Genomic DNA, 19,643 nt, shown 5'->3' with positions numbered 1-19,643 from the left:
AAAATCAGCAACCATTTTGTCTATTACACCAATTTTACACTCATATTCTAAACGGGAAACTCTCACTTTTTATAGTGAATTGTCAGATCAAGTCTGATCTTCTACAATATTTACCATTGATAACCCACTCCTACACTACCACTCAAATCTCCTCCACTATTGTGACTTCCCGTTAATTTTAGAATCATTTTACCATTATCAGAAATACGAGAGACGCCGACAGCAACAGCTTGCTCTCCTCGATAGGTGCCGCCAGAGATGGCAACCATACTTTTGCCTGGAATATATGCCTGTGGCAATCCTGCAGTCGCTACTGCTCCGGCAATACCGCCACGTAATCTTTTATCCAATTGTATTACATGGCTACTCAATTGATTTAATTGGTGTACATTTACCGCATCTGTTGGTTTGATGCCGGATGCCACATTACTGATAGGCTTATTACTTGCATCAATACCCGCTGTAGTCATTGACGGACCATTTTCCACATGAAAGCCCTGATTTGAAGTCACAACACCGGTAAAACTAGGATTTTCCCTCATCAAAATAGTCACTGTACCGTTACCTTCATTATCACGGGTGTACTCTGTAGTAATATTGTTAGATGAATAAGTCGATGACGACTCTTTTGCACTGCCGACAATACTTACTTTAGAACCTAAATGTTGTTTACCTGTACCATTGTTCCCAGCAACATCCAATCCTTGATTTACCGTATCCACTGTATTGTTAAGCACATTAACAATTGTTGATTTTTGTGGGGCAACTTCTTCACCTTTAGCATTTTTCAGCTTTGTAAGCATCGGATTATCAAAGCCATCGCCTTTCTCATTCACAGCTAGTCCCAACTGATCACCCATCGCTTTTAATTGACCTCCATTAACAGCTTGTTTTGAGTTGTCGGCAAGGGTACCATTGTCAACCTTATCCAATTTTACCAACTTCCCAGCTGGAGAGAGCAAGGAAATACCTGCAACCGTATCAACACTGACTTCCTGAGAAGCATCTGGCACACCGTTAACAACACGATAAAACTTATCACCCACTCGGGATAGTTCATTACCGTCTTTATCGGTGTATGTCAACAATTTATCAACATGCACATTATAAACAGTTTGACCATTGCTACCTGTTTTTTGCGTTACAACTGCAGCGCCACTTCCAGTAACCTCAGTTTTTGCCGCACTAATGTTTTTATCTAATTCATTTTTTAAATTATGAATTTGACCACCTGTAACAGCGTCTTTTGAATCTTTGCTGATATCTCCGTCGGCTACATTTGCAATTTTTGCATTATTTACATTTACTTCATTTTTGTCTTTATCAAGTGAAATTTTTGTAGCACCATTAGCAATAGATGATATTTCTGTTAGATCTCCACTAACATTTATATCATAAATATCATGCCCGTCAGTTCCATTGCTAGCCACAACATTTACATTTTTACCTGCTGTTACTTCTGTTCTAGCACTTGCTACCGCTTTATTTACGATATTAGCAACATTATCTCCCGTTACGAAGGCATTATTAGGCGTATTGCTTGTAATGGTTTTTCCATTATCTGATATTGTTAATTCTGATTTAACAACGGATAAATCATAAATTGTATGCCCATCATCTGCATTTGTAGAAGTAACTGTTACTGACTTATCATCTGATTTTACTTCAGTTTTTGCAGCACTAATGTTTTTAGCCAATTCATTTTTTAAATTATGAATTTGACCACCTGTAACAGCGTCTTTTGAATCTTTGCTAATATCTCCGTCGGCTACATTTGCAATTTTTGCATTATTTACATTTACTTCATTTTTGTCTTTATCAAGTGAAATTTTTGTAGCACCATTAGCAATAGATGATATTTCTGTTAGATCTCCACTAACATTTATATCATAAATATCATGCCCGTCAGTTCCATTGCTAGCCACAACATTTACATTTTTACCTGCTGTTACTTCTGTTCTAGCACTTGCTACCGCTTTATTTACGATATTAGCAACATTTTCGCCAGTTACAAAGGCATTGTCTTTTTTATCGCTTGTAATATTTTTACCGTCCGGTGAAATATTTAAAGTAGCTTTATTTACTGATAAATCATAAATTGTATGTTTATCACCTTTTTCATCTCTTCTTTCTGTAATATTTACCGAGCTATCATCTGAAACTACTTCAGTTTTTGCTGCTGCTGCTAAATTTTCTAAATTTTTAACACCTTCATCAAATTGCTTTTTGTTAATAGCATCGTTATCATTAACTCCGTCGGCAACATTAGTGATTTTCACAGGGGAATTATCATCTTTACCTTTTAATGCGATTTCATTTTCTTTAAATTCAATCCCACTTGTTTTTCCATTGTTTCCATTTTTCCCATTAATAGAATTACCATTGATTACAGTAGAACCACTGTCGTCTTTTGCTGTAATTTCTTTAAATGTCGGACTTTCTTTAAAGCCAATTGTAATTTTACCATTGTCAACTTTGGTTTTTAGATTACCTCTAACATAATCAGTATCTACATCTCCTGCGTTTATATTTAGAGTTGAGCCTAATGCTTGTTTTGTTGCTGTCCCAGTATCAGCACCAAACGTTAAACCTAAATCTTTTAAAGAATCTAAGCCCTTATTAACAACATTAGCCACATTACTAGCTGTCACTAATTTATTAGCTTCATCGCCAGTAGGATTTGCTATTTTATTATCACTAGCATTACTTAAAGTTGCTGTTAATGTATTAACCGTAATAGTTGTTTTGCCACTATTATCAGCACTCACATCTACACTTGTTGTATTTGGCGTGGTAGTTACAAATTCAACTTGGTTGCCACTTGTAATTAGGTGTTTGTTTTCATTACTTGCACCTGAAATATTCCAACCAATAGCATTAAGCATACTATCAATAGTAGGAGCATCGTAGAATGTGTTTGCAACATTTGGTGTAGTTGGTTTTGTAATAATTCCATCAGTAATTGTTGGTGCGGTTGCTTTATTTACATTAAATGTAACTTTCGCACCATCGCTAGTTTTTTCAACTTCAGCTGTTGTGCCTACTCCATTTACAAAATCTACTACATTATTTTGTCCTATTTCAGCTACTTCAGCTCCGCTATTATTTTTAATCTTCCATTTGCTATTACCTACAGCATCTTTTACAGCTGTATCCACATAGCTTTTATTTGTAGCGTCAGTATCATTAGTAGGAGTGCCAACATTTGTAATTGCTCTATTACCAGCGTTAATTCCAGCATTACTCATTGATGGACTATTTGCTTCATCACCTGTTTTAAATAATGGTGCTGTAACTTCACTAAATTTAGGCTTGTCTTTCATAGAAATTGTAATGGTTCCATTTCCATCGCGATTTGTGTATTCTGTAGTAATATTATCTGTTTTATAAGTTTCAGTTGCTACTTTTTCGCTACCAACTATGCTTAATTTGGAACCCAAATATTGTGGTGTATTACTGTCATTTCCACTATTACCATTAAATATAATTCCGTCATTTAATCTAGCAGCAATATTATTAATAGCTGTTAAATAACTTATCAGATTAGTAGTAACAATGTCGCTACCTTTTTTATCTTTTAATGCTGTAAATGTAGGATTGCCAAAAATAGTATTGTTACTATTATTTGGAGCTAATCCTAAAATATTACCTAAAGAAGATAATTGCGTTCCATTGATTGCGTCTAATGAATTATTACTAATCTCACCGGCTGCTACATTTGAAAGTTTTACGCCACTACCATTAGTACCTAATAAACTAACCTTATCGCTATCAAACTGAATACCGGTTGTGTTCGTGCCGTTATTTTTACCTTGTATAGAATTACCACTTAAAACTAAATTATTTTTAGCAGTATCGCCAACTGTTACTTCGCTAAATTCCGGTTTATCACTAATACCGATTTCTATAGCATCTGTATTTACTTTAGTTTTTAGATTTTTATCCTTATATTCTTTACCGCTATCGCTAAAGTTTGCACTTTTTATTGCTAGACTTTCGCCTAAGTTTCTATGAACCTTATTATCAGGATCTGTTCCGTTTATGTCAGCTGTAAAGTCAAGCCCTAAATTTCTGACTTCACCTAAACTATTATTGATAGTCGTTACTAAATTACCAGCTGTAACAAATTTATTTTCTTCGTCTTTAGTTAGCGTTGCAATGTTTCCATTATTAGTGTTTTTATCATCGTTTAATGTTGTAGTTGGCGTGTTTGATGATATTTTAACTGTAGTCTTATTATCTTTCTCGTCACTAACTTCTACACTTGTATTGTCTCCAGCTACAAATTCAACTTGTTTGCCACTTGTAATTAGGTGTTTACTTTTATCATTTGCACCTGAAATATTCCAGCCAATAGCATTAAGCATACTATCAATAGTAGGAGCATCGTAGAATGTGTTTATGCCATTTGTACTTGTAGGTATAATACCATCTGCTCCTATTGTTGGTTTGTTAGCAACATTAACATTAAATGTAACTTTTGTATCATTAGTTGTATCATCTTTTGTAACACTTGCTGTTGTACCTACTCCATTTGCAAAATCTACTACATTATTTTGTCCTATTTCAGCTACTTCAGTTCCGCTATTGTTTTTAATTTTCCATTTGCTATTACCTACAGCACTTGTCACAGCATCATCCACATATTTTTTATTTGTAGCGTCGTTATTATCTGTCGGAGTATTAACATTTGTGATTTTCTTACCACCAGCATTAATGCCATCATCTTTACTAATCACTACACCACCGGCAATAAATTTATCAGCTGTTACTTCACTAAATGTAGGATTATCTTTAAAGCCTATTATAATTTTTCCAGTCGTATCAACCGATGTAGCTAGATTGCCACCTTTATAGATTGTGCTGTCCTTTGTAATCTCTCCACTCTTTATTTCTAATCTCTCACCTAGTTTTTTATTAGCAATAGTTTGTTTATTACCTTTTACATAATCATCAGCTGAGAAATTTAAGCCTGTATTTATTAAATCATTTAAATTACTAGCCACTTCACCAGCTGTTATTAAACTATCAGCTTTATCCGTAGGATTTACTTTATAAACTCCATTATCGTTTTGTAAAGTCGCTGTTTTTGTCGCTATTTTAATAGTAGGTTCGTTTATATTGGTTTTATCTAAAGTTACGCTTAGAGAATTAGCACTATCACTGATAAATTTAACATTTGTTTTATCGTTTAATTTATTGGTTATTACAGCTTTATTGTCAGTATCGCTATCACTTACACTCCAGCCGATTTGGTCTGAATAATTTTTTAAATTTGTAGCTGTAGCCCATAATTGTGAACCGTTTATTGCATCGGTTGAATTTTCGCTAACTAAACCTGCGGCTACATTTTGGATTTGGCGCTCTTTACCTTTGTCACCCACTGAAAATACTGAATGAGTGTTTGCTACTGGTTTAGCAGCTACTGATTGATTACTAGTGTTACCATCAGGCATATAAACAAAATTTCCACTTTTATTTAATGTAGTAGCCTTAGAATTAGAACCTATAGCTACAGAATCATCAAGACTTGCTGTGCTATCATTTCCTATTGCTATTGCTCTTTCATTTTGAGAATCAGAACTATATCCTATAGCTATAGATTTATCTTTTTGAGCTTTTGATTTAGCCATTATAGCTAGAGAATATTCTCCACTTGTTATACTTAATTGTGATTTAGTATTAGTATCTGGAGTAGTATTAGTAATTCCAGCACGAGCATCGGCACCAAGTGCTAATGAATTGTTACCTATAGCTTGAGAATGTGTTCCTATAGCCACAGAACCATTTCCATTTGCTACCGTTGGTGGCCAATAACCACTTATACCACTATCATCGCCACCTATTCCTATAGCACCGACTCCAAATACTTTCAAATCATTACCCAAAGCTACAGATTGTTTAGCTGTTACAAGTATTCCTGTACCAATACCTATTGATTGTTCTCCATAAACTTGTGTCTTAGTTTGAGTGCTTGCGATATCATTTGTATTACCTGCTAAATTATTATTCCCAATAGCCATTGACCTATTACCTTGTGCTATTGCGGAGCTACCTATAGCCATTGAAAAATCACCAGCTGCTAAAGAATTAGTACCCATACTTATAGAATAAGGACCAACTTGAGTATCTTTAGCAACACCAGTAATATCTATAGTACCTTGTTTTAATTCTCCGTTATCATATAATTTTGAATGAAGCTTACCAGCTTTATTTCCTATTAAGATTGCATCAATGCTTTTAGTTTTCCATTTTCTTCCATTACTTTGTATGTATTCATGTTCTCCATCAACTTTAATACCACTACCTAAAGCTATTATATTGTCTGCTTGTATATCTATATCATTACCTATAGCTACTGATTTATCACCCATTGCACTAATTTTTGGACCTATTGCCATAGCATTAGTTCCACTTGCTCCGTCGTTTTTGTAGTTCCCATCTTCTGTTGATTTTACTGAAAAATACGGAGTGTAGTTTTTAAGTGCTACGGCGTATAGCTGAGAGCCATTTACAGCATCGGTTGATGTAGCTGAAATCTCACCAGCTGCAACGTTCATAATCCTACGCTCACCACCAGCATAACCAACGCTAACACCACCTATTGAAGTAGCTCCTGCAAATTCATTCTTGCTATCTTTTTCTCCACCATAAACTATCTCTTTGGTTGTACCTTTATTTAATCTACCTTTAGTGATAGTTCCTTTTGAGCCACCTGTGGTTGTAGTGCCATCTGCTAGTGTGATTATGGTTTCTGTATGCTTATCTTGATCTGTACTTACTTCTTTTGTAGTGGTTGTAACTGTTTTGTTATTAACAGCTACATTTGTATTAGCACTATATGTAACATACGATTTATCTCCTAAATATACAGAATTGCTATTATCGGCTTTTATATTGTTACCTAATACAAAACTGCTTTCTTTGTCTAGTGTTATATTATTTCCTAAAGCTATGGAATTTTTTGCATTTGATATATCATTAATATTACCAAAAACACTTGAATTACTAGAGCTTGTGGCTTTGTTAAACATACCAAAAATATTTGTATTTGCAGTTGTGTTTGTTATATTATTAGCACCTATTACAAAAATATTGCTAGAGCTATCTTCTTTGTTTAAATTTCCTAAAATTAGTGAACTTTTATTATTACTAATTGTGTTTTTATTACCAATTACTTGGCTATTATTTAACCCTTTCCTATCTGCATTTTGACTAACATTACTATTGCCTAATAAAAAGCTATTTTGTGCGTGTTCAATAGTATTGCCAACCCCAACAATAGCTGTATCTGAACTATTTCTTATTGTATTTTTACCACCGAATACATAAGCATTACCAGTTCCATTATGGCTAATATTTGTTGAATCTATAAATTTTTCAATAGTATTTTCACTACCAAATATGCCTGAATTTATACTATCGCTTATGGTAGATTTATTACCAACAACAATAGAACCTTCACTGCTTGAACTTGCATTTGGACCTATTGCTATAGCGTTATTTGCTGTTGCTCCATTGCTATCTTTATTACCTTCTTCAGTTGAATTAACTGAAAAATATTTTACCGGTTTTGATGAAATAGTAACCGTTGTAGTATTTTTATCATCTGAGTTTTCTACATTAACTGTAGTGCCATCACTACCTACAAATTTAACATTTTTATCTTTTGTTATTTTATTAATAACTTCAGTATTTGTTCCACTTGTTCCTTTAATGTTCCACCCTAAACTATCGAATAATCTTTTAAATTTAAAGCAGTATAGTGTAACTGTGAGCCGTTGATTGCATCGGTTGAATCTTTGCTAACTACACCTGCTGCTACATTTTGGATTTGGCGTTCTTTACCAGCTGCACCGACCGAAAATACTGAGATAGGTTTTGCATTTGTAGCATTGTATATAGCTAATTTTTCTTTTTTAATATCTCCACTAGCTGAAGCTATAGCTTCAGCTAGTTCATCTTGTGTTAAAAATTTATCATTTGGTCTAGCTTTTATATTATCATTATTTGCATTATTATTTAATACTGAAAACACATAAGAACCAGTATTCATTGCACTAATTCTTGATCCGGCTCCAATCACAACGCTGCCAACAGGCATATTACCGGTTATTTGTGCACCATCGCCGATAGCTATACCCTTATATATACCGTTTATAGCCGCTGAACCTATTGCAATTCCTTTATCTTGTGTTGCTTGAGCGTTTGAGCCTAGAGATATAGCATAATTTCCTTTTGGGGCTGCATTTGCACCTATACCTATAGCTTGAGTGCCTACATTAGCATTATCATTGCTACTACCCAATAACGTTCCTGCATTTAAACCGATTAAAACAGATGAATCATTAGCCTTTGTGATACCTGAACCTATAGAAACTGAGGCTGTAGCTGATGTTTCGTTAGCAACACCTACACCTATAGCCACCGAATTAGTAGCCTTTGCTCCATCGTTGTTGTAATTATTGCCATTTTGAGCTGTGTTACCATTTGTACCACCATTAACTGATAGGTAATGCAAAGAGCCTACTGCTTTACCGTTGTATGTAAGATTGCCATTTTTATCACTAGTTAAAGCTTTGCCATTTAAATTAATGGTATTAAAATCAGGTGTTTCTTTCATACCGATATATAAATTGCCGTCTTTAACTGACGTAGCTAGATTATTGCCTTTATAGTTTGTAGTGCCACTTGAATCGGTAGTGTTAAAATCCCCACTTAATATATAAATAGCCTCACCCAAATCTTTTTTAAGTGCATTGTTTTGAGTAAAGATTGTATCAGCATCTAAACTCGGATTAAGTGTATTCCCACCACTGCCAGCTCCATTTGATATTTTATGATCATCAGCTGCGTAAATCCTGCCTGTGTTTAAAGCGTCTATTATGTCATCTATTCTCGCTTTAATATCTTTTTCATTATTTCCTGTAGCAGTGCTACCACTAGTCGTATCTGGCTTTTCTTGAGTGTTAGGAGCCATAAAGCTATCTTTTAACGCATTGATTTTCTTAAATTTAGGTTTGGTGAATGCGTTAGAAGAATAATCAACCCCTATTATATTTTTTGATAAATCATATAGTTGTGCTCCGTTGATTGCATCGGTTGAGTTATCTGCAATATTACCTTTTGCTAAATTTGTAATTTTTGGACTAGTTCCGTTACCACTTAGGGCTATTTCATTGGTTTTAAATTCTATCCCACTTGTATCATTTGTATTTTTACCTTTAATAGTATTTTTTGATATTACTACGCTTTCATTACCATCTTTTACAGTAACTTCTTTAAATTCTGGTGTATCACTAAAGCCGATTTTAATGCCATTTGTGCTATCAGCTTCGGTTTTTAAATTTTTATCTACAAAACCACCATTAACATTACCACTAGCTATTTTTAGCGTATCCCCTAGTTTTTTAGTAACTTCACCAGTATTTCCACTAAACTTTAAGCCTAAGTCTTTCAGCGCGTTTAAATTATCTTTAACGCTTGCAGCAGTTACAGGCTTATTATCATCGCTATTATTAACTGAAAAAGTGCCGTTATTGTTAGTAATAGTTGCAGTTGGAGTTGAGATTGTAAAGGTTTTCTTGGCTGTATCAAGTGTTACACTCGTTGCACCTTCGCCTTTAAAAATAACTTTATCTCTTGAATTTTCTTCTAATTTATTAGTGATTTGCGCTGTATTAGTGCTATCACTTACACTCCAGCCGATTTCATCCGAATATTCTTTTAGCGTAGCGGCTGTTTGGTACAATTGTGAGCCGTTAATTGCGTCAGATGAATCGGCACTAACCTTACCTGATGCTACATTTTGGATTTGTCTTTCATAACTTTCTTTACCAACTGAAAATACTGAAACATTGCCATTAGTTCCTGTTGTTGGTCTATAAGTATATTTCAATCCACTAATTTTATAATAACCAGCATTATCACCACCATTATTATTGGTTCCGGTACTATTGTTAATAGTATTTTTATTATTTGTGGTTGAATTTGAACCTATCGCAACGCTGTCTGCACTATTAACTACAGCTCCTTTACCTATAGCTACAGCATTTGCTTCATTTGCTTGAGTGTTTGTACCTAGCGCTATGGTATCATTCTTTTTAGCTAAGGCATCTTTACCTATAGCTATGGCATTATCGGCTGTACCATTATTCTTTCTAAATTCATTTTTTGTAGTGTCCGTTACTGTAACATCTCCAGTTCTAGCTCCTTGCATTAATGCAAGGCTGCTGGTTCCTGATGCAATAGTTTTTTCACCTATTGCTATTGATTTTGTCCCGCTAGATTTAGCACCCCACATCATAGCAAGGCTGTTTTCAGCACTTGCACCGGAAAATGCCCCCATAGCTAAGCTTCCAGTTGCTGTTGATGTGGCATGAGCACCTAATGCTATAGAGCCATTTCCATTCGCTGTAGTTCTAGGCCAATCTAAACTCGCTGATAAGTCGCCCATATCATCACTACCGATAGCTATTGCACCTACTCCGGTTACATCTAAATCATTTCCTATGCCTATGGCTTGCCTTGTATTTACCTTAATACCTGTTCCTATACCTATAGCTTGGTCACCGTTAACTGTAGTTTTATGTGTGTCACTGGGTATATCACCCTCTTTCATTCCATGGTCATTTCCTATGGCAATAGCCCTACCGCCAGTTGCGGTAGAATTTAAACCTATTGCCATATTGTATCCGATTTTTTTGTTATTACCATTATCTGTTACCACTGCATCTGCTTTTCCGTCAATAGCATACGCATTAACAGGCATGCAAAACAAAATGGAATTTATCATTATTGAAATGATAGAAAGTTTACCAAAGCGACATTGGTCATGATTATGCGTTGCGATTGCGTTCGATTTAACGGTAGACGATTTTCCTCTGGTTTTTGAAAGTTCGGAAGTCACCGTCCATTGATTTGTTGAATGGTTAAAAATAACTTTAAAAATTTTGTTCATATTAGTAGCCTTTGAATTTATAATCTAAGTGTAAAAAAAATTAATCGGCTAAATAGTAAAGTTTGCCAATTTCGATTTTGGCACGACCTTGAGATTCACGCCATTTATTAGTGTCACGTAATGAATAAACGCAGCCACAATATTCTTGTTGATAAAATCTTTCTCGCTTGCTAATTTCGATCATACGTTGTGAACCACCACCTTTACGCCAGTTATAGTCCCAGTATATGACATCATTATATTTTTTTGCTGCACGATGGCCACAGTCATTAATTTGATTCATATTTTTCCAACGAGAGATACCTAAACTACTGGTAAAGACAGGGAAACCATGTTCATGTGCATATTGTGCTGTTTTTTCAAAACGCATATCGAAACACATTGTGCAACGAATGCCCCGTTCTGGTTCATCTTCCATACCTTTCGCTCGTTCAAACCATTCAGCACGATCATAATCAGCATCAATAAATTGAATACTATATTTTTCAGCAAAACGGATATTCTCTTCTTTTCGAATTAAATATTCTTTTTGTGGATGGATATTAGGATTATAGAAATAGATAGTAAAATCAATTTCTGACGCTAATAATGCTTCCATTACTTCACCTGAGCAAGGTGCACAACAGGAATGTAACAATAATTTATTGTGTCCATCAGGAAGAGATAATTTTGGACGCACAAAAGGTACATTTGGATCTTTTACTTCTTTCTTTTTGTTTCCACGAGAACGTTTTTTTTGTTGTATATCTGACATAACTTTTAAAATTTTAATGGTTTCGTTCAACAGAAATCTTAGCGAGAGAGATTAATGCCTCTTTATAAGGAGTTTCTTCGATGATTGCTAATGAATCAATTGCTTTTTGAGCTTCAATTTTCGCTTTCTCAATAGTATATGTTAGAGAGTTGCAACACTCCATAATTGCTTGAACTTTGGTAAGATGTTCACGACCATGACCATTTTCAATAATAGAACGAATTAATTGACTCTCTTCTGGTGTTGCGTGATACATTGCATGAAGTAAAGGTAATGTTGGTTTACCCTCTTCAAGATCATCACCAAGATTTTTCCCTAATTGCTCAACATCAGCACGATAATCTAATACATCATCAATCAATTGGAAAGCGGTACCTAAATAACGACCATACATTTTCATGGCTTGGATTTGTTCTGTAGTAGCGTCGGCTAAAAGAGCAGAACATTCAGCAGCAACTTCGAATAAACGAGCTGTTTTGTTGTAAATTACCTGCATATAGCTTTGTTCAGTCGTATTTGGATCATTACAATTCATTAATTGTAATACTTCACCTTCAGCGATAACGTTAACAGCATCGGACATCACTTGTAATACAGGTAAAGAACCAAGTTTTGACATTAATTGGAATGCACGAGTATAGATAAAATCACCGACTAAAACGCTAGCAGCATTACCAAAAATAGCATTGGCGGTATCTTTGCCACGACGTAATGTAGATTCATCAACAACATCATCGTGTAATAAAGTCGCCGTATGGATAAATTCGATAAAGGTTGCACAAGTAATATGTTTATCACCTTGATATTTCAATGCATTTGCAACGAGAATGGCAATTAAGGGACGAATGCGTTTCCCCCCACCATTGACAATGTAAAAACTTAATTGATTGATAAGCGCAATGTCAGATTGTAATTGCTGCGAAATCATAGTGTTCACTGCTTTCATATCATTTGCTGACAGCGCCTGAATTTCTTGTAAATTCATATTTCCCTTCATAATTATTATGTAAGAATGTGCTAGTGATGCTTTCGTATCAAGAAAGGTGTTAATTTTACCCTAAAATTTTCGATTTCTAAAATTAAACAATGAAATTCTAAGACATTTTTTTATTTTGTTTAAAATCCGTGCTTGCTATTTCGTTTTTTTTTCCGTAAAATCCGCGACCTATTATGTGAATTTTAAGGTGCTAAGTTTAGATAGCCTAATTACTAGGTTTGATTAGATAGCACCATATTTAGTGGAGTTTTCTTCTATGTACGCGGTTTTCCAAAGTGGCGGCAAACAACACAGAGTAAGCGAAGGTCAAGTAGTTCGTTTAGAAAAACTTGAGGTGGCAACAGGTGAATCAGTTGAATTCGATTCTGTGTTAATGGTCGTTAATGGTGAGGATGTTAAAATTGGTGCACCAGTTGTTACTGGTGCAAAAGTAGTGGCTGAAGTTGTAGCTCACGGACGTGGTGAGAAAGTTAAAATCGTTAAGTTCCGTCGTCGTAAACACAGCCGTAAACAACAAGGTCATCGTCAGTGGTTCACTGAAGTGAAGATCACAGCAATTAGCGCTTAATTCAAAGGAGATCAGATAAATGGCAACTAAAAAAGCTGGGGGTTCTACCCGTAACGGTCGCGACTCTGAAAGTAAACGTCTTGGGGTTAAGCGTTTCGGTGGCGAATCTGTATTAGCAGGTAACATCATTGTTCGTCAACGTGGTACTAAATTCCATGCTGGTACTAATGTTGGTATGGGGCGTGATCATACTTTATTCGCAACTGCTGATGGTAAAGTGAAATTTGAAGTTAAAGGTGAAAAAAGCCGTAAATACGTAAGTATTGTAACTGAGTAATTTCCAATCCAGATTAAGAAAAAACTGCACTTGATAGTGCAGTTTTTTTGTACCTCAAAATTAGGAATTTAAACCATGCCAGAATTACCAGAAGTTGAAACTACGCGGCAGGGAATCCTACCTTACACGCAAGATCAAATCATTAAACATATTATTGTTCGTACACCACGATTACGTTGGGTTATTAGTAAAGTATTATCTGAAATAAAAAACGAACGTATTATTAAAGTTAGCCGCAGAGCTAAATATCTTATTTTTCATTTAGAGTTAGGTTATATCATTGTACATCTTGGTATGTCGGGATCTTTACGACTTGTTTCAGCTGATGATACGGTGGATAAACATGATCATGTAGATATGGTGCTGTCGAATGGCAAGATTCTACGTTATAACGATCCAAGAAAATTTGGTGCTTGGCTGTGGACAGAGAGTTTAGACGATTTTGCTTTATTTGAGAAACTTGGACCAGAACCGTTAAGTTCATCATTTACCAGAGAATATTTATTCAAGGTAAGTCGTAACCGGAAGACTAAAGTGAAATCTTGGTTGATGAATAATGAGATTGTGGTTGGAGTAGGAAATATTTATGCCAATGAAGTCTTATTTGATTGTCGTATTCATCCTAATTTGGCAGTCAACGAATTATCACAAGAGCAATGTCATTTATTGGTAGAAAGTGTTAAACGTATTTTGCAGCAAGCAATTCAACAAGGAGGTACAACCTTACAAGATTTTATGCAACCAGATGGGCGACCAGGATATTTTAAACAAGCATTAAATGTTTATGGGCGTAAAAATGAGCCTTGTATCCGCTGTGGGCATCCTATTGAAACAGTAGTGATCGGTCAACGTAGTAGTTTTTATTGTTCTATTTGCCAGGCGATCAAAAACAAAGTGTCAGATTAAACAAAAATTGAAAAAATCAAAAAAAAGTTTCTACCTCGAAGGAGTGAATAGCGGAAATTTGATCTAGATAACTTTTTTTTTTAGGAAAAAGTATTAGAATGCAAAACATGATTTTTTTATATTCAATTTGAAGGAAAATGATTATGTTAAACTTAAAAGCTTATTTAGACTCAGTTGGTATTCATGATGTAACTGAAATTGTTCATAACCCAAGTTATGAACAATTATTTGCAGAAGAAACCAAAGCAGATTTGCAAGGTTATGAAAAAGGCCAAGTTACAGAACTTGGTGCAGTTAATGTGATGACTGGTGTTTATACAGGTCGTTCACCAAAAGATAAATTCTTCGTAAAAGATGAAACAACAAAAGATACTATTTGGTGGACCTCTGATGAATACAAAAATGACAATAAACCAGTTACTCCAGAAGCATGGAAACAAATCAAAAAATTAGCAACAGAAGAATTAAGCGGTAAACGTTTATTCGTTGTTGATGCATTCTGTGGTGCAAATGAAAGCAGTCGTTTGAAATTACGTTTCGTGATGGAAGTTGCATGGCAAGCTCACTTTGTAACTAATATGTTTATCCGTCCAACAGCAGAAGAATTAGCGAACTTTGGCGAACCAGATTTCGTAATTATGAATGCTTCTAAAGCTAAAGTAGAAAACTACAAAGAATTAGGTTTAAATTCAGAAACTGCAGTAGTATTTAACTTAACTGAAAAAGTACAAGTTATCTTAAATACTTGGTATGGCGGTGAAATGAAGAAAGGTATGTTCTCTTACATGAACTACTTACTTCCATTAAGAGGTATGGCTTCAATGCACTGTTCTGCAAATACCAGCAAAGATGGTAAAGAAACTGCTATCTTCTTCGGTCTTTCAGGTACAGGTAAAACCACATTATCAACAGACCCTAATCGTTTATTAATCGGTGATGATGAACATGGTTGGGATGATGATGGTATCTTCAACTTTGAAGGTGGTTGCTATGCGAAAGTTATCAACCTTTCTAAAGAAAATGAACCAGATATCTATAATGCAATCCGTCGTGATGCATTGTTAGAAAACGTTACTGTTGATGCAAATGGTAAAATTGACTTTGCAGATAAGAGCGTTACAGAAAATACTCGTGTTTCTTACCCAATTTATCACATTGATAATATTGTTAAACCTGTATCAAAAGCAGGTCATGCAAACAAAGTTATCTTCTTATCAGCTGATGCATTCGGTGTGTTACCACCTGTATCAATCTTAACTCCAGAACAAACCAAATATTACTTCTTGTCTGGTTTCACTGCGAAATTAGCAGGTACAGAACGTGGTGTTACTGAACCAACTCCAACATTCTCAGCATGTTTTGGTGCAGCGTTCTTAAGCTTACATCCAACTAAATATGCAGAAGAATTAGTGAAGAAAATGGAAGCTAACGGTGCGAAAGCATACTTAGTGAACACAGGTTGGAATGGTTCAGGTAAACGTATTTCAATTAAAGATACTCGTGGTATTATCAATGCTATTCTTGATGGCTCTATTGATAAAGCACCAACTAAGAAAATCCCAGTATTTGATTTTGAAGTACCAACTGAATTACCAGGTGTGAACCCAGCGATCTTGGATCCTCGTGATACTTATGCAGAAAAAGGTGAATGGGAAAAACGTGCTGATGATTTAGCAGATCGTTTCACTAAAAACTTTGTGAAATATACTGGCAACGAAGCAGGTAAAGCATTAGTTGCTGCTGGTCCGAAAAAATAATCTATTTTAGATATGGCAAACAATAACACCTTACCTTAATGGTAAGGTGTTTTTTTATCTGATAAATTATGTTTCAGGTAATTACGTATTAGTAAATGGAGGAAGTGATGCGTAGAAGTGCAAGAAGAACATTAAAAAATTTTAAGACATTAAGAATTCGTCGTTTGATGTTACTGAAACGAATCCAAAAACGTAAACAATACATCCAAGCACGCCATCGAATTCGTTTCTTAAAAGAACAAGAATAACTTGATTAAACCGATTTAATTTTTATATTTGCAGGTCGAATAAATCCATTAATTGCTAATATACACAATGCACTCCAGATAAAGCCGTAGGTAACATAAGCTTCAGATGGCATATGCGTGTTCAGTACCGTAATGGATAGCACAAAGAGTAAACTTGGTTCAATGTAACTTAATAGACCAAATAATTTCATTGGTAAAAGTGCGCTTGAGCGAATATTGAAAGACATAGACAGCGCACTCACTGCACCGAGTAAAGGTAATAACAACCAATAGCGTGATTCTTGACTAATTAATTGCCATACATTTTCTTGTGGCAATAAATAGAGCAGGGTAAAAGGTGCAATTAGAGTAAGATCTAGTGTTAACCCAAGTGATGCAGGGATATTCATAATTCTTCTTGATAAGTAATAAGGTGGATAGAGTAACACTACCCATAATGTTGTCCACGAAAAGGCTTGAGTACGATAAAATTCATTTAAAATGCCGCAAATCGCTAGAATTAATGCTAACAGCTGTAATTTCGTCAATTGCTCTTTCCAGATTAACTTGCCAGCAAATACCATTGCTAATGGAAAAAGAAAATAACCCATTGCAACATTTAAGCCTTCACCATTAATCGGTGCCCACATAAATAACCATAATTGACTTGCTAGAATACAGGTACCTAATAATAGGGTTAACCAACGAAAGAAGGATTTACCTAGAGTATTAAAAAGAAAAACTTTAATGTTTTGTCTTTTAGGATTGAGGTATATAAGCAACCATAAACTTAGCATCGTAACAACAATTCGTAATGAAAAAATAGTTGTGCCTGTGAGAGGCTGCATTGCATAGCTAAATAAATATAGTGAGCTGAATAAAATTTGTGATAGTACACAAAGAATAATACCGAGGATGACAGGATTCATTGTAATGAATAAATTAATGGATTTTAGATAAAATAAAAAAGGATTATCGTAAGGATAATCCTTTTTGACAGAAAACTTTACTGAAATTATTGATTGTTTTGAACGTAATCAATTGCAGATTGAACTGTAGTAATTTTTTCAGCTTCTTCATCAGGAATTTCGATATCAAATTCTTCTTCTAAAGCCATTACTAATTCAACAGTATCTAAAGAATCAGCACCTAAATCTTCAACGAAAGATGCTTCTGGTTTTACTTCTTCTTCTTTAACGCCTAATTGTTCAACAATAATTTTTCTGACGCGTTCTTCAATGCTCATTTGTTAATTCCCTATTTGTTATGTTCTGACAGAGGAGAAATTGTATGCATAATCAATTAAGTTGCAACTGCTAAATTAGAGGTCTAACCTCGCCCCTAATTAGGAGGTCAAAATTAGTATGCATACATTGACCAAAGTTACATACTCGGCAGCAATTCTATCATTAAGAAAGATTGATTGCTATGCTTTTTCCTCTTATAAGGTACAAGTATCCCGAATATGCGACAACCGTTACAAAATAGTAACAGTTAATTAATTCATATACATACCACCATTTACATGGAGTGTCTCACCAGTAATATAACTTGCATCATCTGAAGCAAGGAATGCTACTGCTTTTGCAATATCTTTAGGATCACCTAAACGACCTGCCGGTACTTGTGCCAATGTTGCAGCTTTTTGTTCTTCTGTTAAAGCATCTGTCATATCGGTTGCAATAAATCCTGGTGCAACAACGTTAACAGTTACTCCACGTGAAGCAACTTCTTTAGCTAATGCTTTAGAAAAACCGATAATACCTGCTTTGGCTGCACAATAGTTTGCTTGTCCAGGATTGCCCATTGAACCGACAACAGAACCGATACTAATGATACGGCCAAAACGTTTTTTCATCATACTGCGTAAAACTGCTTTTGAAAGATGGAATACTGAACTTAAATTGGTTTGTAAGATAATATCCCAATCTTCTTCTTTCATACGCATCATCAGGTTATCACGCGTAATACCTGCATTATTCACCAGAACATCAATATCACCAAATTGTTGTTTAATTTGCTCTAATACATTATTGATTGATTCTAGTGAAGTAACATTCAACACTAAACCTTTACCATTCTCACCAAGATAAGCAGAAATGGCATTCGCACCATTTTCACTGGTAGCTGTTCCAATAACGGTAAAACCTTTACTGACAAGTTCTTCAGCAATCGCTTTGCCGATACCGCGGCTTGCGCCTGTTACTAATGCGATTTTTGACATAATAAATCCTTTGTTATTCTTGAGTTTTTAGTGTTTCAACTTCTGCAAGCGAAGCATTATCATTCACTGCACTAGATTGAATAGTTGAGCTGATGCGTTTATTTAAGCCAGTTAAGACTTTATTTGGACCAATTTCAAAAGCTAATTCAATACCTTGTTTTTCCATTCTCTCTACTGTTTCAGTCCAACGTACAGGGTTATAAAGTTGGCGAACTAATGCGTTACGAATGGCATCAGGATCAGTTTCCGCTTTTACATCAACGTTATTAATAACAGCTACTTGCGGTTGTTTGAATGAAATAGAGGCTAACGCAACTGCTAATTGATCGGCTGCTGGTTTCATTAATGCACAGTGTGAAGGAACACTTACCGCTAAAGGTAATGCACGTTTTGCGCCAGCTTCTTTACATAATGCTGCAGCACGCTCTACTGCCGCTTTGTTCCCAGCAATAACCACTTGTCCTGGTGAATTGAAGTTTACTGCGGATACTACTTCACCTTCAGCCGCTTGTTGGCAAGCGGCAATAATTTTTTCATTATCTAAACCAATAATAGCGTACATGGCGCCAGTGCCTTCTGGTACAGCTTGTTGCATTAATTTACCGCGTAGTTGCACTAATTGAATCGCGTCTTGGAAATCAATTACTCCTGCACAGACTAAAGCAGAGTATTCACCCAAACTATGCCCAGCCATTACTGTAGGAACAAGATCAGGATATTGTTGTTGCCATACGCGATAAATAGCCACAGAAGCCGCTAATAGAGCAGGTTGAGTACGCCATGTTTTATTCAACTCTTCGGCACTACCTTGTTGTACTAATGCCCAAAGATCATAATCTAGTACTTCGGAAGCTTGTTGGAAAGTTTGCTCAACAATTGGAAATTGAGTTGCTAATTCGGCAAGCATTCCCACTGATTGAGAACCTTGACCAGGGAAAACCATTGCAAATTTTTTCATGAGAGAACCTTTGTT

At 35.2% G+C, this 19,643-nt stretch carries 14 protein-coding genes; 6 read left to right on the top strand and 8 right to left on the bottom strand.

The features are described 5' to 3' along the window. Nucleotides 1–110: 110 nt before the first annotated feature. Nucleotides 111–7,490, bottom strand: a complete 7,380-nt coding sequence (locus NYR30_RS11190; RefSeq protein WP_367401241.1) for a YadA-like family protein — start codon at nt 7,488–7,490, stop codon at nt 111–113. Between NYR30_RS11190 and NYR30_RS11185 the strand changes: the two genes are divergently transcribed. Continuing rightward, nucleotides 7,429–7,785: a hypothetical protein gene (locus tag NYR30_RS11185; RefSeq protein ID WP_302501182.1), complete on the top strand. Its 357-nt coding sequence runs from the start codon at nt 7,429–7,431 to the stop codon at nt 7,783–7,785. The two genes, NYR30_RS11190 and NYR30_RS11185, sit on opposite strands and share 62 nt — an antisense overlap. On the opposite strand, the gene NYR30_RS11180 is transcribed toward NYR30_RS11185, so the two are convergent. Genes NYR30_RS11180 through ispB form a run of 3 tightly spaced genes read right to left on the bottom strand, consistent with a single transcriptional unit; the run spans nt 7,727 to nt 12,699 of the window. Next, complete coding sequence (locus tag NYR30_RS11180; protein WP_302501180.1) at nt 7,727–10,960, bottom strand: ESPR-type extended signal peptide-containing protein; 3,234 nt, start codon at nt 10,958–10,960, stop codon at nt 7,727–7,729. The two genes, NYR30_RS11185 and NYR30_RS11180, sit on opposite strands and share 59 nt — an antisense overlap. 40 nt (nt 10,961–11,000) lie before the next feature. Continuing rightward, nucleotides 11,001–11,714 carry an epoxyqueuosine reductase QueH gene (locus tag NYR30_RS11175; protein WP_066111289.1) on the bottom strand — a complete coding sequence of 238 codons (714 nt, stop codon included), beginning with the start codon at nt 11,712–11,714 and terminating at the stop codon, nt 11,001–11,003. Nucleotides 11,715–11,727: 13 nt separating this feature from the next. Continuing rightward, on the bottom strand, nt 11,728–12,699 hold the full coding sequence (ispB, locus tag NYR30_RS11170) for an octaprenyl diphosphate synthase (protein WP_302501177.1): 972 nt from the start codon (nt 12,697–12,699) through the stop codon (nt 11,728–11,730). A 268-nt stretch (nt 12,700–12,967) separates the two neighbouring features. Between ispB and rplU the strand changes: the two genes are divergently transcribed. The 5 genes from rplU (at nt 12,968) to NYR30_RS11145 (ending at nt 16,467) form a co-directional block, all read left to right on the top strand. Beyond that, nucleotides 12,968–13,279, top strand: a complete 312-nt coding sequence (gene rplU / locus NYR30_RS11165) for a 50S ribosomal protein L21 (protein WP_066111181.1) — start codon at nt 12,968–12,970, stop codon at nt 13,277–13,279. A gap of 19 nt (nt 13,280–13,298) precedes the next feature. Continuing rightward, nucleotides 13,299–13,556, top strand: a complete 258-nt coding sequence (rpmA, locus tag NYR30_RS11160) for a 50S ribosomal protein L27 (RefSeq protein WP_302501174.1) — start codon at nt 13,299–13,301, stop codon at nt 13,554–13,556. Between the two features lie 75 nt (nt 13,557–13,631). Further along, nucleotides 13,632–14,462 carry a bifunctional DNA-formamidopyrimidine glycosylase/DNA-(apurinic or apyrimidinic site) lyase gene (gene mutM, locus NYR30_RS11155; protein WP_302501172.1) on the top strand — a complete coding sequence of 277 codons (831 nt, stop codon included), beginning with the start codon at nt 13,632–13,634 and terminating at the stop codon, nt 14,460–14,462. 143 nt (nt 14,463–14,605) lie between these two features. Beyond that, a complete protein-coding gene (gene pckA / locus NYR30_RS11150; protein ID WP_302501170.1) occupies nt 14,606–16,219 on the top strand; it encodes a phosphoenolpyruvate carboxykinase (ATP) in 1,614 nt (537 codons plus the stop codon). A 107-nt stretch (nt 16,220–16,326) separates the two neighbouring features. Continuing rightward, a complete protein-coding gene (locus NYR30_RS11145; RefSeq protein ID WP_197495430.1) occupies nt 16,327–16,467 on the top strand; it encodes a hypothetical protein in 141 nt (46 codons plus the stop codon). Between the two features lie 5 nt (nt 16,468–16,472). Here NYR30_RS11145 and rarD read toward each other — a convergent pair whose 3' ends face one another. The 4 genes from rarD to fabD form a co-directional block, all read right to left on the bottom strand. Continuing rightward, nucleotides 16,473–17,375: an EamA family transporter RarD gene (rarD, locus tag NYR30_RS11140; protein WP_066111187.1), complete on the bottom strand. Its 903-nt coding sequence runs from the start codon at nt 17,373–17,375 to the stop codon at nt 16,473–16,475. 86 nt (nt 17,376–17,461) lie between these two features. After that, on the bottom strand, nt 17,462–17,692 hold the full coding sequence (gene acpP / locus NYR30_RS11135; protein ID WP_066111189.1) for an acyl carrier protein: 231 nt from the start codon (nt 17,690–17,692) through the stop codon (nt 17,462–17,464). A 252-nt stretch (nt 17,693–17,944) separates the two neighbouring features. Beyond that, nucleotides 17,945–18,673, bottom strand: coding sequence for a 3-oxoacyl-ACP reductase FabG (fabG, locus tag NYR30_RS11130; protein WP_156536699.1), 729 nt, complete (start codon nt 18,671–18,673; stop codon nt 17,945–17,947). A 10-nt stretch (nt 18,674–18,683) separates the two neighbouring features. Further along, nucleotides 18,684–19,628, bottom strand: a complete 945-nt coding sequence (gene fabD / locus NYR30_RS11125; RefSeq protein ID WP_066107655.1) for an ACP S-malonyltransferase — start codon at nt 19,626–19,628, stop codon at nt 18,684–18,686. Nucleotides 19,629–19,643 lie beyond the last annotated feature (15 nt).

The organism is Gallibacterium salpingitidis, from assembly GCF_030517105.1.
Taxonomy (GTDB): Bacteria; Pseudomonadota; Gammaproteobacteria; order Enterobacterales; family Pasteurellaceae; genus Gallibacterium; species Gallibacterium salpingitidis.
Note: the sequence above shows the minus strand (reverse complement) of the source record. Positions and strands in the feature narration are given on the sequence as shown.

Bases quoted from the DNA above. Each gene is read 5' to 3' on its own strand.
- NYR30_RS11185 (WP_302501182.1), top strand. From the start codon at position 7,429: ATGGTAGATTTATTACCAACAACAATAGAACCTTCACTGCTTGAACTT.
- NYR30_RS11180 (WP_302501180.1), bottom strand. From the start codon at position 10,960: ATGAACAAAATTTTTAAAGTTATTTTTAACCATTCAACAAATCAATGG.
- NYR30_RS11175 (WP_066111289.1), bottom strand. From the start codon at position 11,714: ATGTCAGATATACAACAAAAAAAACGTTCTCGTGGAAACAAAAAGAAA.
- ispB (WP_302501177.1), bottom strand. From the start codon at position 12,699: ATGAATTTACAAGAAATTCAGGCGCTGTCAGCAAATGATATGAAAGCA.
- rplU (WP_066111181.1), top strand. From the start codon at position 12,968: ATGTACGCGGTTTTCCAAAGTGGCGGCAAACAACACAGAGTAAGCGAA.
- rpmA (WP_302501174.1), top strand. From the start codon at position 13,299: ATGGCAACTAAAAAAGCTGGGGGTTCTACCCGTAACGGTCGCGACTCT.
- mutM (WP_302501172.1), top strand. From the start codon at position 13,632: ATGCCAGAATTACCAGAAGTTGAAACTACGCGGCAGGGAATCCTACCT.
- pckA (WP_302501170.1), top strand. From the start codon at position 14,606: ATGTTAAACTTAAAAGCTTATTTAGACTCAGTTGGTATTCATGATGTA.
- NYR30_RS11145 (WP_197495430.1), top strand. From the start codon at position 16,327: ATGCGTAGAAGTGCAAGAAGAACATTAAAAAATTTTAAGACATTAAGA.
- rarD (WP_066111187.1), bottom strand. From the start codon at position 17,375: ATGAATCCTGTCATCCTCGGTATTATTCTTTGTGTACTATCACAAATT.
- acpP (WP_066111189.1), bottom strand. From the start codon at position 17,692: ATGAGCATTGAAGAACGCGTCAGAAAAATTATTGTTGAACAATTAGGC.
- fabD (WP_066107655.1), bottom strand. From the start codon at position 19,628: ATGAAAAAATTTGCAATGGTTTTCCCTGGTCAAGGTTCTCAATCAGTG.